Source organism: Amphritea atlantica (assembly GCA_024397875.1).
GTDB lineage: Bacteria > Pseudomonadota > Gammaproteobacteria > Pseudomonadales > Balneatricaceae > Amphritea > Amphritea atlantica_B.
In genome coordinates, this window is record CP073344.1 from 571602 (window position 1) to 587137 (window position 15536).

Genomic DNA, 15536 nt, shown 5'->3' on the forward strand with positions numbered 1-15536 from the left:
GGATAGCTGATAGAATGTTGCTCACTTAAAAACAGACAGAAAAGTAGGACACGATGGAACGCAGATTCAGACTGATACTGGCTTGCCCGGATCGCTTGGGTATTGTGGCGATGGTCAGTAATTTTATCTCCAGTCATGGCGGCTCTATTGCCGATGCTAATCAGCACTCTGACAGCTCTACCGGCTGGTTTTTTATGCGGGTTGAAATTGTTACGGCGTCCGGGAGCTTTGATCGTGAGCAGTTGATTGAGCAGTTCACCCCGATCGCTCAGTCATTCAAAATGCAATGGGAGATTGCCGACTCATCGGTGCCCAAAAAAGTTGTACTGATGGCCAGTCGCGAGTCCCACTGTCTTGCTGACCTTTTGTATCGCTATCATGAAAACGAGCTGGATTGTGAGATCCCATGTGTCATCTCCAACCATGACGATCTGCGCAGCATGGTCGAGTGGCACGGTATTCCATACCATCATGTGCCGGTCGACCAGAATGATAAGCAGCCACATTTTGACCGGGTGCATCAGCTGATTGTTGAGCACGAGGCTGACACCGTCGTGCTGGCCCGCTATATGCAGATTCTGCCCAGTACCGTGTGTGATATCTACCGTCATCGGATCATCAATATTCATCACAGTTTTTTGCCATCCTTTGCCGGTGCAAAACCCTACCATCAGGCCCATGAACGGGGTGTTAAACTGATCGGTGCCACCTGTCACTATGTCACCGAAGAGCTGGACGCCGGGCCTATCATTGATCAGGATGTGGTGCGTGTCAGTCATCGTGATCAGCCGGAAGAGATGGTCAGGCTGGGGAAGGATGTGGAGAAAACCGTTCTTTCACGAGGGTTACGCTGGCACCTGGAAGATCGTGTGCTGGTACACGGTAATAAAACTGTTGTATTTAACTGAGGGGAGGGCTTCTCCTCCGAAATAATCACTGATTTCAGGCATATATTCGTCTAATTGATAGACCCTGGACAGTGTTTTGTTAGATGCTCCTGAGCTAAGATAACACCGATAAAAAGAGCCGGGACGACTGCCCTGTTTGACTACCTGATATCCGCTTGGAGGATACTTGATGTTGCGATCTGTTAAAGCCAGCGATTATATGGCTGAAAAGCTGATTACATTTACGCCCGAAACTGACCTGTTTGAAGCGATAAATCAGCTACTGAAATATCGGATTACCGGAGCCCCGGTTATCGGTAAGAGCGGTGAATTGGTTGGACTGCTGTCCGAAGCTGATTGTCTTAAGGCGATTCTGACGCTGACCTATCACGAAGAGGAGATGGGCGGTAAAGTTGGCGATTACATGTCACCAGAGGTCTACACTATCTCCCATGACGCCGACATCATCTCTGTGGCAGAAGAGTTTATTATCAATAAAAGACGTCGCTTGCCGGTGATAAAAAATGGTAAACTGATCGGCCAGATCAGTCGCCGTGATGTCCTGCGTGCAGTCGAGCAGTTTGCTCAGGACGGCTGATCAGAGTTGTATCAGACCGTCTTTCAGGTTTTCTGGAGATCAATCCCAGAAAACCGGTATATGTGTTTATTATGCTGCGCTTCTCAGTGGGCCATGAAGGTTCAGTCAGTCAGATAAAGTGTTAAACGTTGGCTGGCGGAGCTTATATATTGAGAGCTTATCGCTTGATAGCTTAAGCGCTGGACTGCGGACACAGGTTGACGGTCTTGTTATCTTTTTAGTATCTGCGTTTGATTTATGGAATCATTATGAGCTTCCGCTTTCCGGAAAAACCCGTACTGTTTTATCCTTCGCTGGCACGTACGGCAGGCTCTGATGAGGCTATCCTTCTGGCGATATATCACGACTATATTCAGATTCACGGCTTACCCGACAAGTCCGGATTTTCCTCAGCGGTACTGAGTCGCTCTGAGTGGCTATCGCTGGTCGACTTCTGGGACGAGGAAAAACTGGCGATGGTGACCAGTAGTCTGGTATCCCAGGGATATGTTCAGGCTTCTTTTGGTCATGGTCGGGCAATTAAGCTGGCGCTGACAACACCGATTGATCAGCACGCAACAGAGCCATCCGCGCCGGTATTTGAGGATGAGTCTGTGTCTCAGCGGGTTACGGTTCAGGAACTTCCGGTAGTGGAGCAACCCCCGGAGCGCAGTGAGATCAGCCGCCGGGTACATCAGGCTCAACTGCGCAAACCCGGTCCTGCGCCGACATTTGGTGGCAGTATTGGCTGGTCGAAAAGCCGCCAGGTTACTCCCAGTCGTGAGACCACCGCAGAGAATGACTTTGCCAGCCGCTTGAATGAGATTGAGCAAAAAAACCAGAAGCTGCATACAATGTATCTGGGCTGGCAACCTTCGCAGATGTTGCTGGATATGTTGCCCCGGCACAGCATCCCTCAACCCTTCGCAGAAGCATTGCTGGATGAGTTTATTCTCTACTGGTTGGATAAAGACCGCAAAGAATCCAATTGGGATCAGAAATTCCTTGCCTGGGTTAAGCGGGAATGGATTAATAAACAGACACGTGATGCCCGCAAACAGCGGGCAGAAGAATCGAATAAAGGTGTAAACCATGAAAACGCCCGCCCAGATAATCGGGAAAAGCGCCAGCGGGTTACCGCAGCCATCATGGACATCAAGGACACCGACTGGTGAGCCTGACGCGACTGCCGAAAACACGGTAATCAGCAACGAAACCAAAACCCTGATCAATATGCTGTTCGCCCGCTTTATGGCGATCTACGGGCATAAATTTAAGAGCTGCTTTGAAACTCAGGATGAGATCCGCATCGCTAAGCGCGAATGGGCACTGAGTATGCAGGGGTATAGTGAAGCGGAACTGGTGTCGGCGATCAATCGTTGTAAAGAGACGCTGGCGTGGATGCCCACTATCTCTGAATTTATCACTATTCTTAACGAGCAGAGCGGCGATTTTGGCCTGCCTCCGGCGAAGATCGCCTATGAGGAGGTCTGCCGTTATGCCGACCACCCGACCCGGCATGACTGGACCCATGAGGCGCTCTATCATGCTGGCAAAGCCACCGGTTGGTTCCGCCTGCGTAGCGAAACAGAGGATCGGGTGTTTCCCGATTTTCGCTATAATTATCAGGTCATCTGTCGCCGGGTTCGTGCCGGGGAAGATCTCTCTATAGAGGTCCCCGTTGCGCTGGAAGACAAAAGTGATAACACGCTGGTGGAATTTATTCAGCGCTGGGGAGAGGAGCAGAACCTGAGTCCCGAACAGGCCAGCACACTACTGTTCTATCTCACCAAGCCTGCGGGTACTGATATCCGCGAACGCTTTCGTCAGGCCAGTCAGCAGCGGGCTGAAAGCTGGGGACTGAGTGTTAAGCTACCGGATGATTATCAATAAATTAGAGGCCCGGAAATTAGAGGCCCGGGCCTGACTGCACATTCAGACCTGCTTTTATACAGGTCTGAATAACAGACAAATGCTTCTTCAGAACCATGTCGGAGCAGCGATTATAAGAACCCATCGCCAAACATCCCGCCAATGGCCTGGCTCAGAGCTTCGCTGCGCTCCGGTGAACGGAACTGCTGCAGTGTCAGTGCCCGCAAGGTCGGAATAAACATCAGGTCGGCCATCACCCGGTTAAAGCATGCTTGTCCGGCAGTGTTTTCGGCCAGGGTCTCCAGAAACAGTTTCAGCAGCTGCGGATATTGCAGGCTGGCCCAGCAGCGGCTGGCGAGAGCCGCTATGACCTCGGGGTCGCGACCGTAACGACTTTCCAGTACCTGAGTCAGGGCGGCTATCTTCTGGTCGTTTTCCGGGGTCTGGGATATGGCCCGCAGCAGCGCACCGATCTGATTGGCAGATACCCGGTCTTCGGCGACGCTGCTTGTCAGACGGTCCCGTATCGATTCGCTTAGGGTCTCACCGGGCTGAATATGTTCGAGAGATGTACAAACGGCTTCCAGGGGAACATCGGGTAGCTGAGTGAATATTCCGGCCAGTTTGTCTTCATTGTTGCCTTGCTGATAGCGGATCACATAGTCCGCGATACCCTGATAGCCGAGCGTGTCCCAGCCGTTAAGGTCGGTTTTGCCATGAAAATATTGCTTTGCCCCATCATAGAACGAAGACGCGGGCTGACGAGTGGTCAGCGTGGCGGTTGCGTGAAAGGCCGCCATTTTTTCCTGGTCCGGGGTAAAGCTGAACGGGTTGTCCTTCAGGGCATCGCGATATTCTGAGGCATCGGCAGGTTGATCCAGCGGGCCTTTGCCCATGCTGTTGGTCAGATTCTGCAATAGCCGGTTGAGAAAATCATCCCGCGCCGCCTGCACCAGAAACCCCTGTTCATCCAGGGGGAGTTTGAGAAACCAGACGACATTTTCATCCGCTTGTTTTGGATTCCACATGAGAATGGCGATCCAGGCCTGATGCAGGAATGGCTTTGGATAGGGGATCTGTCCCAGCTCTACTTTGTGAAAGCTGTCTGGAGATAGCTTGCTGATGCAGCGACCCATATCAAAGATTCGGAATTGTGCTTCAGTTTGCCGGATAAAATCGGTCAGAGTTTCGAAATGTGCCATTCTGCTGCCTGGTAAGGTAAAAACGGAGGCTATTTTAACAGTGCCTGCGATGCAGATACAGTGACGCTTGCTATGGTTGTTGTTTCATCTGCAGTTGAAGGGCTTTATCGTTTTAATCTGAATGACTTAGTGGCGATATAAATTCGTTTAATAACCATATTGGCAGTGAAACTACTGTAGGTGCAGGAGCGTTTTTTATATGATTAGTTATGGGCTTGTGATTTTTATGCAACCGCAAGTGTGTTGGTTCAGCTGAACCGGTACAGGGAAACGAAGACCGGCTAAAGGAGCTCAATTGAGTAATGTGTTTGTCGCCCTCGGGCGTTCGATGGCCGGGAGTGTAAGAGATCTCCTGCCGATAGTGCTGGTGATTGCTTTCTTTCAGCTGATGGTGCTGCAGCAACCCGTCCCCGATCTGGTTGGCTTACTAACGGGTCTGCTGTGTGTGGTTGCGGGTCTGACTTTTTTTATCTACGGACTGGAAATGGGGCTGTTTCCCATTGGCCAGGTATTAGCTCACGCATTTGCCCGTAAAGGCAGTCTCTTCTGGTTGTTATTATTTGCTTTCTCTCTGGGGTTTGGCACAACGGTGGCCGAACCTGCTCTGATCGCGGTGGCCGCTGAAGCCGCGACCGTGGCGGCAGAGGGGGGGATGATTGAGGCGACTGATTCAGCAAAATCCAGCTACGCATCCGGGCTCCGGTATACCGTGGCATTTTCTGTGGGACTCGCCATTGTAGTGGGGGTTATCCGTATTCTGAAGGGGTGGCCGATCCACTATATGATCGCCGTGGGCTATGTGATGGTGATCATCATGACCGGCTTTGCCCCCCGTGAAATTATTGGTATTGCTTACGATTCGGGCGGTGTGACGACCTCCACCATTACCGTTCCGCTGGTGACCGCGTTGGGGGTCGGGCTGGCATCCTCCATTGAGGGGCGCAATCCGATGGTTGATGGCTTCGGTCTGATTGCTTTTGCTTCCCTGACGCCGATGATCTTTGTGATGGCATACGGAATGGTGATCTGATGGAGACCCTGATCCAGCTATTTACTATTTTGTTGTCAACGATCAAAGATGTGATGCCGATTATCGTTATTATCTTTGGTTTTCAGTTACTGGTTATTCGTCGACCGATTCCTCACCTTAAGCGGGTCTTGATTGGTTTTGTTTATGTGATTGTGGGTCTGGCGCTGTTTCTCTTAGGGCTGGATAAAGCGCTGTTTCCAATCGGCGAGTTGATGGCGCAGCAACTGACCGATCCTGACTTTATTCGTGGCAGTGTCGCCACGGCAGATGAGACGCTGCACTGGTCTGATTATTACTGGGTGTATATATTTGCATTTGCGATAGGGGCCAGTACGACGATTGCCGAGCCTTCATTGATCGCTGTTGCGATCAAGGCGAATGAAGTGTCCGGTGGTGCCATCGGTGTATGGGGCTTACGTCTGGCGGTGGCGCTGGGGGTTGCGGTGGGTATTAGTCTGGGAACCTGGCGGATTGTCACCGGTTATCCGATACACTGGTTCATCATTTCCGGTTATATCTTTGTCGTGATTCAGACTTTTTTTGCGCCTAAACTGATTGTACCGCTAGCCTACGATTCCGGCGGTGTCACCACCTCAACGGTGACTGTGCCGCTGGTGGCTGCGTTGGGACTGGGGCTTGCCAGTACGGTGCCCGGACGCAGTGCATTGATTGATGGTTTTGGTTTGATAGCGTTTGCCAGCCTGTTTCCGATGATAACGGTAATGGGATATGCGCAGATTACTGAGATGGTTGCCGCTCGCGACAGACGCAAGCGCGAAGAAATGGTAAATAAGGAATAGGACGGGAATATGCACTTCAAGCTGTTAGTAGTGTTTGTTGAAGATTCCAAAACCGACGACGTGATGAAGGCTGCCCGTGAAGCGGGGGCTACCGGCGCAACGGTCATCAACAATGCCCGCGGTGAAGGGCTGACCAGGACCAAGACGTTTCTGGGCCTTTCTTTGGAAACCCAGCGGGATGTGGTGTTGTTCATTGTGGAAGAACATCTGAGCCGGAAAATTCTGGAAACGATTTCGGAGGTAGCTGATTTTGACGATATGCCCGGGCGGGGGATCGCCATTCAGTTAGATGTTGAAGATGCTGTGGGGGTTGCCCACCAGATTCAAACCCTGGCAAACGTAGTCGAGGATGAGGTATGAGCAAGCGCAAAGTAATCCGGGTAGAGGATGTGATGGCAAAAGATTTTGCCATGGTGGATGGTCTGATCACGATCAAAGAAGCGATTAAGCTCTATAAGCATGAGAATGTCTCAGCGTTGCTGGTAAATAAGCGCCACGATGATGATGAATACGGCATTCTGCTGCTCTCTGATATCGCCAAGAAGGTGCTGGCCCAGGATCGTCCTCCCGAGCGGGTGAATGTCTATGAGGTGATGACCAAGCCGGTGATCTGTGTCGATCCGCAGATGGATGTACGTTACTGTGCCCGGCTGTTTGATAATTTTGGTCTGGCGATGGCGCCGGTGTTAAATAATGGCGAAGTGATGGGTATTGTGGGGTATAACCAGATTGTACTCGATGGCTTACTGACTGAGTGATAGCGGATATCGAAGTTTAGTGGCGCAGAGTCAGAAGCAGGTCGAGGGCGTTGAAGTATTCTGCCAGCTTATTGCTTTTTACGTAGCTGCCGCAGAGGGCTTCCTCAGCCATCGGTGCTATGTTGCTGCCTTGGGGTAACGGCTGCCGCTGCTCAATCATCTGCCTGAAGCGCGGCACCATGATCCACTGAACCCACTGCCAGAAATCCAGGGTATCAATGCAGAACGGCTGGAGGCTCTGCAGCGCAGAGTCCGCTGGTGGAGTCGCGGCCCAGAGTGACCAGGCCCGCATCTCCGCTTCTATCTTTAATAACAGCTGACTCAGCTCTGCATGTGGTCCCATTAACGCTTGCGGGCCTGCTTCAGGGTATCGGCAATCAGGAACGCCAGTTCCAGCGCCTGATCAGCGTTCAGACGTGGATCGCAATGGGTGTGATAGCGATCGGCCAGTCCCTCTTCGGTGATCTGGTAGGCTCCGCCGACACACTCGGTGACGTTCTGACCGGTCATCTCAAAGTGAACACCACCGGCATAGGTGCCTTCGGCGCGATGCACTTCGAAGAACCCTTTCATCTCTTTAAGGATGCTGTTGACGCTACGGGTCTTATAACCGCTGCTGGCTTTAATGGTATTGCCATGCATCGGGTCGGAGCTCCAGACAACATCCCGGCCTTCCTCTTTTACTCTGCGTACCAGTGCCGGGAGTATCTCGGTGATATTGTCGGCGCCCATACGACTGATCAGTGTCAGTCGGCCTGCCTGGTTGTCCGGATTCAGTGCATCGATCAGTTTGATCAGTTCATCCGGCTTCATGCTGGGGCCAACTTTGACCCCGACCGGGTTTTCAACGCCGCGCAGGAATTCGATATGAGCGCCATCCAGTTGTCGGGTACGGTCGCCGATCCAGAGCATATGGGCTGAGCAGTCATACCAGCGATTGGTCAGGCTGTCCTGACGTGTCAGAGCCTGTTCGTAGTTGAGTAGCAGCGCCTCGTGTGAGGTATAAACCGTTGTTTCCCTCAGTTGTGGCACGCTGTTGCTGCTGATGCCGCAGGCTTCCATAAATGCCAGGGTGTCATCGATCTGACTGGCCAGGTGCTGATATTTTTCTCCCAGCGGACTTTTCTGAACAAAGCCCAGGTTCCACTGATGCACCTTATGCAGATCGGCAAATCCCCCCTGAGCAAAGGCGCGCATCAGGTTGAGGGTCGAGGTGGCCTGATGGTAAGCACGGATGAGACGCTGTGGATCCGGTTCCCGCGAGGCAGCATTAAAGGCGATATCGTTAATAATATCGCCACGATAACTGGGCAGTTCTACGCCTTCGATAATTTCCGTTCCGGCGGAGCGGGGCTTGGCGTACTGGCCGGCGATGCGGGCGACCTTAACCACCGGACAGCTGCCGGCAAAGGTCATCACCACCGCCATTTGCAACAGCACCTGAAAGGTATTGCGGATATTGGTTGCGCTGAACTCAGTAAAGCTTTCTGCACAGTCTCCGCCTTGCAGCAGGAATGCTTTGCCGGCTGTCACGTCAGCCAGTTGCTGATGCAGTGAACGAACCTCGCCAGCAAACACCAGCGGTGGAAGCTTGGCCAGTTCAGCTTCAACCTGGTTGACCGCTTCTCTATCCTGATACTCAGGTTGCTGTAGAATAGGTTTGTTTTTCCAGCTTTCTGGAGACCAGTTTTCCATCAATAAATACCGCTTTGAAAAGAGACTATTTTAAGGTTTTTTCTAATAGGTACCTAGTTTAACGCTGTTGCTCTTCTCAGGTAAGGCCTGCAGGCGGAAATAGCGGTTATTGTGTGTTCTGACTGGGAAAACGAAAGTGAAAAAAAGAGATGCAGGCTCGGAGATAGCCTGGTTGATTATCAAACAGCAGATTGGATAGTGATTATGTCGGAACAGGATAAACAAAACGGCCTCAGGGTTCGCACCGAAGTGATGGGCGAAACCTTCGTCGCCCGTGCTCAGGCCAATACAACCGAGCTGACCGCGCCATTACAGGAGTGGATTAATGAACATGCCTGGGGATCAACCTGGCAGCGGGAAGGCTTGCCGCGTTCGACCCGCAGCCTGGTGACCATTGCAATGCTGGCAGCACTGAAAGCCCCTGCTGAGCTGAAAGGTCATGTGCGCGGAGCACTGAACAATGGCTGCACGCCGGAGGAGATTCAGGAGGTGCTGCTGCACTCCATCGTTTATTGTGGTGCGCCTGCTGCACAGGAAGCGTTTCGGGCCGCGCAGGAGGTGCTGGACGAGTGGCAGGGCTGACCTCAGCTGGCGGAGCGGAATGTCTGAATCACCGGTCTTAACTGCTCAATCAGGGTGTTGGGAAACTGGCGGTAATCCGGGTAGGGGGTGAGGATGATATTATCCTGACGTAATAGTCTGCCGCTCGCGTCAATCGGCGTGAACTGCTGCTGATCGAGCCCCAGGCGTTGCCAGCTCGCTTTGCCCGCGACAATATGCAGTTTGTCGCCACAGAGCAACTGATCAGTGAAGATGATCGCCTCGTGTTGCGTCAGCAGTTGTTGGTCACGATAGTGACGCCATGTCGCGTCAGTGGATTGCAGTTTAGCCAGAATAATCAGAATTTTGCGCCAGTGATTACCATTTAATTCACATAATCGGGTGTAACTGAGAGGGGTGTTCGTATCGGTCAGCGGTGGCGAAGGCAGGTAGAGCAGGGTGGTGGCGTTCTCCGGATTACCAAGCGTAAGCATCAGGCAGACTTAATACCGCTGAGATTACGGAAGGTGATCTCTTTCGCTGTATTGAGGAAATCCACCATGAAATCTGAATCTTTCTGGTCTTCCCGAATCGCTGCATACAGGGTACACCAGACCCCCTTTTCGCCGAGTGGGCGGGAGGTGATATATTCCTGTTCGATATACTGGTGAATCGCCCAGTTTGGCAGGGCAGAAACCCCCCGGCCGCTGGCAACCAGCTGCATGATCATCACCGTCAGTTCAGACGTACGCACTTCATCGGGGTCGATACCTGCGGGGTCAAGGAAGTGCTTGAACACGTCCAGGCGATGTTGTTCAACCGGATAGGTGATCAGTGTCTGATGCTCAAGGTCCTGCGGATGAATCGTTCTGCGGGCAACCAGTTGATGCTGTTTGCTCATCGCCAGCACTGATTCATAGGTGAACAGCGGTATATAGGCTATGCCGTTGCGTTCCTCCGGATCGGCCGTGACTACCAGATCGATATCGCCCCGTGCCAGTGCGGGCAGAGGCTGAAAGCTGAAACCGGTGGTCAGATCCATCTCCACTTCCGGCCAGTTCTGGCGGAAGTGGTCAATGGTTGGCATCAGCCAGTCGAAACAGCTGTGACACTCTATGCAGATATTCAGGCGACCCGCTTCACCGCCTGCCAGGCGGGCAATATCTCTCTCCGCATTGCGGATCATCGGCAGTACGTCATCGGCCAGCGTCAAGATTCGCTGGCCGGCACTGGTAAAACAGATGGGTTTGGTTTTACGGATAAAGAGTGAGCAATCGAGTCGGTCTTCGAGGTCTTTGATCTGGTGAGAGAGGGCAGACTGTGTCAGATGAATTCGTTCGGCAGCTTCAACTAAACTGCCCGCATCCCTCAGCGCAGAAAGAGTTTTCAGGTGTCGAAGTTCGATCATGCTGGAATGCCTCAATAATTATTCTGTGAATCTGAGTATAGTATGAATTTGACTCATGCGGCATCTTTGTAGGGTATAAGGCCCGCCTGGACGCGGGCCTGAGCAGTGAAGGGGCATTGTTCAGCGATTGAATGCCGCAATCATCTGGTTTTACTGGCTGTTTCAGGCAGAAGGCTTGACCAGCAGAAACTCCAGCAACGCTTTTTGCGCGTGTAAGCGGTTTTCGGCTTCGTCAAAAACGACAGAGCGGGGATCGTCCATCATTTCAGCACTGACCTCTTCGCCCCGGTGTGCGGGGAGGCAGTGCATAAAGATTGCATCCGGATCGGCAAGGTCCATCAGCTCCGGGGTGACCTGGTAGCCTTTGAATTCTCTTTCGCGCTCTTTCTGCTCATCTTCCTGGCCCATTGAGGCCCAGACATCAGTCACCACCAGATGACTGCCTTTTACCGCTTCTTCCGGGGTGCGGAAGATTACTACCCGGTCGCTGTTGGCAGCGAGCAGTTCGGCATTCGGATCAAACCCTTCAGGGCATGCCACCTGAAGTTTAAAGTCAAACTGGCGGGCGGCGTTAATATATGAGTTGCACATATTGTTGCCATCGCCGATCCAGCTGACGGTTTTACCTTTGATATCGCCCCGGTGTTCAAGGAACGTCTGCATGTCAGCCAGCAACTGGCAGGGATGGTAATCATCGGTCAGGGCATTGATAACCGGCACCCGTGAATGCGCGGCAAAGGTGGTGACCGTTTCATGCTCAAAGGTGCGGATCATAACCACGTCACACATGCTGGAGATAACTCTGGCGCTATCTTCTATCGGCTCACCACGGCCCAGCTGAGTGTCCCGTGAAGACAGGAACAGGGCGTGACCGCCCAGGTGTGCCATACCCGCCTCAAATGAAACCCGGGTACGGGTCGATGATTTTTCAAAGATCATCGCCATTACCTGATTGGAAAGCGGCTCGTAGATTTCGCCATTGTTGCGTATCTGCTTCAGCTCTGTAGCACGCCTGATCAGCTTGTTCAGCTCATCCGGTGTCAGGTCCAGCAGTGTCAGAAAGTGTCTTGTTGTCATAGTAAAGAAGGCCTGATAAATCAGGCCTTAGCTCAGATCCAGTTATTCGTCAGCCATATAGACTTTGATGATGCGGGAGACCGTATTGACCAGTAGCTCCGCTTCGGTGTCGCTCATTATCAGCGGTGGCAGCATACGTACCACTTTACCGCCGCCGGTGACATTAAGAAGTACGCCTTTAACTTTAGAGAGTACCGCCAGTTCTGTGCCGGCTTCGGTCAGCTCAATGGCCAGCAGCAGGCCTTTGTTGCGAATCTCTTTGACGTATGAAGCATCGCCCAGCTGGGAGCGAAAGCCTTCAGCGATCCGGTTGCCCAGCTCTGCCGCGCGCTGATCCAGCTTCTCATCGGTAATGGTATCAACGACAGCCAGTGCCGCGGCACAGCAGAGCGGGTTGCCGCCATACGTTGAGCCGTGATTGCCAGGGGTTAGAATATCAGCGGCTTTACCGCTTGCGAGGCAGGCACCAATCGGTACGCCATTACCCAGGCCTTTAGCGGTAGTGACGACATCCGGTAAGATACCGTTCTGCTGATAGGAGAAATAGGTGCCGGTGCGGCCGTTTCCGGTTTGCACCTCGTCCAGCATCAGCAGCATGTCATTCGCATCGCAGACATCCCGTAGCTGATTGAGATAATCATCAGCGGGAATGATAATACCGCCTTCCCCCTGAATCGGTTCAACGAGGATGGCAACGACATCAGCGTTGTTGCTGATAATGTTTTTCACCGCGTCAACATCATTATAGGGAGCGCGAACAAAACCGCCGACCAGGGGTTCAAAGCCGGCCTGAGCCGAACGATTACCGGTGGCACTCAGGGTGGCCATGGTGCGGCCGTGGAAAGCGCCTTCCATAACGATGATGGTCGGCTTTTCGATCCCTTTTGAGTGCCCGAATTTACGGGCTATCTTTATCGCCGCTTCATTGGCTTCGGCACCTGAATTACCAAAAAACACGTTATCCATACCGGATATCTGGGTCAGACGTTCAGCCAGACGTTCCTGGTTGGTGATGGTATACAGGTTTGACGTGTGAATCAGCTGGCTGGCCTGTTCACTGATCGCTGTCGTGACGGCCGGATGTGCGTGACCCAGACCACATACAGCGATGCCGCTGAGCGCGTCCAGATATTTGTTGCCATCTGTATCAAACAGCCAGCAGCCCTGTCCGTGGTCAAATGCTACGGAAAGGCGCGAGTAAGTATTCATAACGGGCTGTGTAGACATCGAAGTCCCTCAATTAAGTCCCTTATGGTAACGCAAAACGGCAGCTTATTATTGGCTGCCGAACGGAAAACCAGCCATTCTATGTACTTGCCTGAGAATAAGCAAGATGCTGTACAGAACTTGAGATCCAGTATAGTCGACCCCATATATAATCAAATGCAGTTTTTCTAGTCAGCGTTTATTATAGTGGTGAATATTAAAGCTGATTTTTCCAGTCTATACCCGAGTAAATTGATCGGGTTTATGCTAGGATTTCGTCATCAATGAAGATTAACGCCAGAGAGCTGGCGGCCAGTTAAAACATAGGTAGATTTATGAGCGTTATAGACACGATAAAAGAGCAAATTGAATCCAACGATATCCTCTTATACATGAAGGGTACACCACGTTTTCCTCAGTGCGGTTTCTCTTCCCGTGCGTCTGAAGCGATTATGGCCTGTGGCGCCCGTTTTGCATTTGTAAATATTCTGGAAAGTCCTGAAATTCGTGCAGAGCTGCCTAAATATGCAAACTGGCCAACCTTTCCGCAGCTGTGGATTAAAGGTGAGCTGATCGGCGGTTGTGACATTATTGCTGAAATGTCTGCCAATGGGGAGCTGAAAGAGCTGATTGATTCAATCGCAGTAGAAGACGATTCTGCTGAAAGCTGATTGCGGAACCGTTACGTTTTAAGGGAGCATTCTGAAAAGGGATGTTCTGATAGGCATAGTTTATCAGTTGTATAGTTGTCTTTAATTAGTGTTATAAAGCCACTGCAACTAAGCTATCGCTACTTTGAATTTTACACCTTGTGTGAATGATATTTTATTAGTCGTTTAACGCTTTTAATAATGGAGATAAAGAAATGGGCGTATTAGTAGGTAAGCAGGCTCCTGATTTTACTACAGCAGCGGTACTGGGTAACGGTGATATCGTTGATTCTTTCACCTTGTCTGAAGCAATTAAAGGTAAGAAAGCTGTAGTATTCTTCTACCCACTGGACTTCACCTTTGTTTGTCCGTCTGAGCTGCTGGCTTTTGATCACCGTATTGAAGAGTTCAAGAAGCGTAACGTTGAAGTGATCGGTGTTTCTATCGATTCTCACTTCTCTCACAACGCTTGGCGTAACACCCCTGTTGATCAGGGTGGTATTGGTCCTGTTAAGTACACACTGGTTGCCGATATGACTCACAGTATCTGTAAAGATTACGATGTTGAGTCTGAAGGTGGTATGGCTTTCCGTGGTTCTTTCCTGATCGACGAAGATGGTCTGGTACGTCACCAGGTTGTTAACGATCTGCCACTGGGTCGTAACGTTGACGAAATGCTGCGTATGGTTGACGCTCTGGCGTTCCACCAGACTAACGGTGAAGTTTGCCCAGCTGGCTGGACTGAAGGCGACAAAGGTATGGACGCTTCTCCTGCAGGCGTAGCAGCATACCTGAGCGAGAACGCTGATAAGCTGTAATTCTTTTAACGCATAGCGTTAATAGAGCAGCCGCTAGACGTATCGCTGCGCGATACTTGCTAGTAGCTAGATAAAAAAACCGCCATCTGGCGGTTTTTTTTATGTCTGAAAGTGAACTGTAGATAAACGCTGTACGAGCTTTTCCTGGCAAGCGACACAGTCGCGTCTAACAGCTAATCACTGTTTTTTTCATTCGAACCGGTCTTCCACCATCTGCCAGCCACCGAGATCCTTCCAGCGGTTAACGATTGTGCAGAACAGTTCTGCGGTTTTCATCGTGTCATAGAGGGCAGAGTGTGCCTGCTTACCATCGAAATCGATATCGGCCAGATCGCAGGATCTGGCCAGCACAGTATGGCCAAACGCGAGGCCGGCCAGGGTGGCGGTATCAAAGGTTGAGAACGGGTGAAATGGGTTGCGTTTAATATCGCAGCGCTCGGCCGCGGCAGTCACGAACCCATGATCAAATGAGGCGTTGTGGCCGACCAGAATCGCGCGTTTGCAGTTGTGTGACTTCACCGCTTTACGAATCGGCTTGAAAATCTTTTCCAGTGCTTCCTCTTCGGGAATGGCTCCCCTTAACGGGTTGTAGGGATCGATTCCGGTGAAGTCCAGCGCTGATTTTTCAAGGTTGGCGCCTTCAAAAGGGGCAACATTAAACTCATAACTCTCATCAATAAGGAGATTGCCGTCATCATCCATAGTCAGGGTGACTGCTGCAATTTCCAGCAGTGCATCTGTCTGTGCATTAAAGCCGGCGGTTTCCACGTCGATCACAACGGGAAGGTAGCCCCGGAAACGGTTTGACATCGGGTGCTGGTACTGAGCGCTTCTGTTCAATGCATATCCTTAATGGCTGATTTCAACAGCCAGGTTCTGGTGATTAGCTGAGCTCAAGTGTAATGAGTTGCTCTGGTTTTCACAAATAACTCTGCAATGTTCATTTGCAAAGGTGCTAGCGTGTTAGAGTCTAAAGCTTTTTGGGTATGTGCCGATACAGGATGGCAGACTAATTC

General features: G+C 51.5%; 19 protein-coding genes. 11 read left to right on the forward strand and 8 right to left on the reverse strand.

Annotation, left to right across the window (positions count from 1 at the left end; translation table 11 throughout):
* Nucleotides 1–53 precede the first annotated feature (53 nt).
* The 4 genes from purU (at nucleotide 54) to KDX31_02530 (ending at nucleotide 3357) form a co-directional block, all read left to right on the forward strand.
* Nucleotides 54–908 (forward strand): formyltetrahydrofolate deformylase, encoded by an 855-nt coding sequence (gene purU, locus KDX31_02515; GenBank protein ID UTW03926.1) that lies wholly within the window; start codon nucleotides 54–56, stop codon nucleotides 906–908.
* Between the two features lie 169 nt (nucleotides 909–1077).
* Nucleotides 1078–1485, forward strand: a complete 408-nt coding sequence (locus KDX31_02520; protein UTW03927.1) for a CBS domain-containing protein — start codon at nucleotides 1078–1080, stop codon at nucleotides 1483–1485.
* Between the two features lie 248 nt (nucleotides 1486–1733).
* A complete protein-coding gene (locus tag KDX31_02525) occupies nucleotides 1734–2639 on the forward strand; it encodes a hypothetical protein (GenBank protein UTW03928.1) in 906 nt (301 codons plus the stop codon).
* Nucleotides 2640–2697: 58 nt separating this feature from the next.
* On the forward strand, nucleotides 2698–3357 hold the full coding sequence (locus tag KDX31_02530; protein UTW05269.1) for a hypothetical protein: 660 nt from the start codon (nucleotides 2698–2700) through the stop codon (nucleotides 3355–3357).
* A gap of 110 nt (nucleotides 3358–3467) precedes the next feature.
* Here KDX31_02530 and KDX31_02535 read toward each other — a convergent pair whose 3' ends face one another.
* A complete protein-coding gene (locus KDX31_02535) occupies nucleotides 3468–4538 on the reverse strand; it encodes a DUF3549 family protein (protein UTW03929.1) in 1071 nt (356 codons plus the stop codon).
* 328 nt (nucleotides 4539–4866) lie between these two features.
* Here KDX31_02535 and KDX31_02540 point away from each other — a divergent pair, with 328 nt between their 5' ends.
* From KDX31_02540 to KDX31_02555, 4 genes are read left to right on the forward strand one after another with little or no spacing between them, the layout of a single operon-like run.
* A complete protein-coding gene (locus KDX31_02540; GenBank protein UTW05270.1) occupies nucleotides 4867–5568 on the forward strand; it encodes a DUF1538 domain-containing protein in 702 nt (233 codons plus the stop codon).
* Nucleotides 5568–6368 (forward strand): DUF1538 domain-containing protein, encoded by an 801-nt coding sequence (locus KDX31_02545; GenBank protein ID UTW03930.1) that lies wholly within the window; start codon nucleotides 5568–5570, stop codon nucleotides 6366–6368. Before KDX31_02540 ends, KDX31_02545 begins: the two co-directional genes overlap by 1 nt.
* A 9-nt stretch (nucleotides 6369–6377) precedes the next feature.
* The gene (locus tag KDX31_02550; protein ID UTW03931.1) at nucleotides 6378–6728 is read left to right on the forward strand and encodes a P-II family nitrogen regulator; all 351 of its coding nucleotides are present in this window, start codon (nucleotides 6378–6380) and stop codon (nucleotides 6726–6728) included.
* The gene (locus KDX31_02555) at nucleotides 6725–7126 is read left to right on the forward strand and encodes a CBS domain-containing protein (protein UTW03932.1); all 402 of its coding nucleotides are present in this window, start codon (nucleotides 6725–6727) and stop codon (nucleotides 7124–7126) included. The genes KDX31_02550 and KDX31_02555 overlap by 4 nt, the downstream gene beginning before the upstream one ends.
* Nucleotides 7127–7142: 16 nt before the next feature.
* On the opposite strand, the gene KDX31_02560 is transcribed toward KDX31_02555, so the two are convergent.
* Nucleotides 7143–7469, reverse strand: coding sequence for a YqcC family protein (locus tag KDX31_02560; GenBank protein UTW03933.1), 327 nt, complete (start codon nucleotides 7467–7469; stop codon nucleotides 7143–7145).
* Nucleotides 7469–8824 (reverse strand): 3-deoxy-7-phosphoheptulonate synthase class II, encoded by a 1356-nt coding sequence (locus KDX31_02565; GenBank protein ID UTW03934.1) that lies wholly within the window; start codon nucleotides 8822–8824, stop codon nucleotides 7469–7471. Before KDX31_02565 ends, KDX31_02560 begins: the two co-directional genes overlap by 1 nt.
* A 201-nt stretch (nucleotides 8825–9025) precedes the next feature.
* Between KDX31_02565 and KDX31_02570 the strand changes: the two genes are divergently transcribed.
* Nucleotides 9026–9403 (forward strand): carboxymuconolactone decarboxylase family protein, encoded by a 378-nt coding sequence (locus KDX31_02570; GenBank protein ID UTW03935.1) that lies wholly within the window; start codon nucleotides 9026–9028, stop codon nucleotides 9401–9403.
* 2 nt (nucleotides 9404–9405) lie between these two features.
* Here KDX31_02570 and KDX31_02575 read toward each other — a convergent pair whose 3' ends face one another.
* The 4 genes from KDX31_02575 to KDX31_02590 form a co-directional block, all read right to left on the reverse strand.
* Nucleotides 9406–9855, reverse strand: coding sequence for a hypothetical protein (locus KDX31_02575; GenBank protein ID UTW03936.1), 450 nt, complete (start codon nucleotides 9853–9855; stop codon nucleotides 9406–9408).
* Nucleotides 9855–10769 carry a LysR family transcriptional regulator gene (locus KDX31_02580; protein ID UTW03937.1) on the reverse strand — a complete coding sequence of 305 codons (915 nt, stop codon included), beginning with the start codon at nucleotides 10767–10769 and terminating at the stop codon, nucleotides 9855–9857. The genes KDX31_02575 and KDX31_02580 overlap by 1 nt, the downstream gene beginning before the upstream one ends.
* Nucleotides 10770–10931: 162 nt before the next feature.
* Nucleotides 10932–11846 carry an ornithine carbamoyltransferase gene (argF, locus tag KDX31_02585; GenBank protein UTW03938.1) on the reverse strand — a complete coding sequence of 305 codons (915 nt, stop codon included), beginning with the start codon at nucleotides 11844–11846 and terminating at the stop codon, nucleotides 10932–10934.
* Nucleotides 11847–11888: 42 nt separating this feature from the next.
* Nucleotides 11889–13073: an aspartate aminotransferase family protein gene (locus KDX31_02590; GenBank protein UTW03939.1), complete on the reverse strand. Its 1185-nt coding sequence runs from the start codon at nucleotides 13071–13073 to the stop codon at nucleotides 11889–11891.
* 314 nt (nucleotides 13074–13387) lie between these two features.
* On the opposite strand from KDX31_02590, the gene grxD reads away from it, so the two are divergent.
* Together grxD and KDX31_02600 are read left to right on the forward strand one after the other, a co-directional pair.
* Nucleotides 13388–13723, forward strand: coding sequence for a Grx4 family monothiol glutaredoxin (gene grxD / locus KDX31_02595; GenBank protein UTW03940.1), 336 nt, complete (start codon nucleotides 13388–13390; stop codon nucleotides 13721–13723).
* A gap of 194 nt (nucleotides 13724–13917) precedes the next feature.
* On the forward strand, nucleotides 13918–14520 hold the full coding sequence (locus tag KDX31_02600; GenBank protein ID UTW03941.1) for a peroxiredoxin C: 603 nt from the start codon (nucleotides 13918–13920) through the stop codon (nucleotides 14518–14520).
* Nucleotides 14521–14709: 189 nt separating this feature from the next.
* Here the strand turns inward: KDX31_02600 and rnt are convergent, their stop codons facing one another.
* On the reverse strand, nucleotides 14710–15330 hold the full coding sequence (gene rnt, locus KDX31_02605) for a ribonuclease T (GenBank protein UTW05271.1): 621 nt from the start codon (nucleotides 15328–15330) through the stop codon (nucleotides 14710–14712).
* Between the last annotated feature and the right edge of the window lie 206 nt (nucleotides 15331–15536).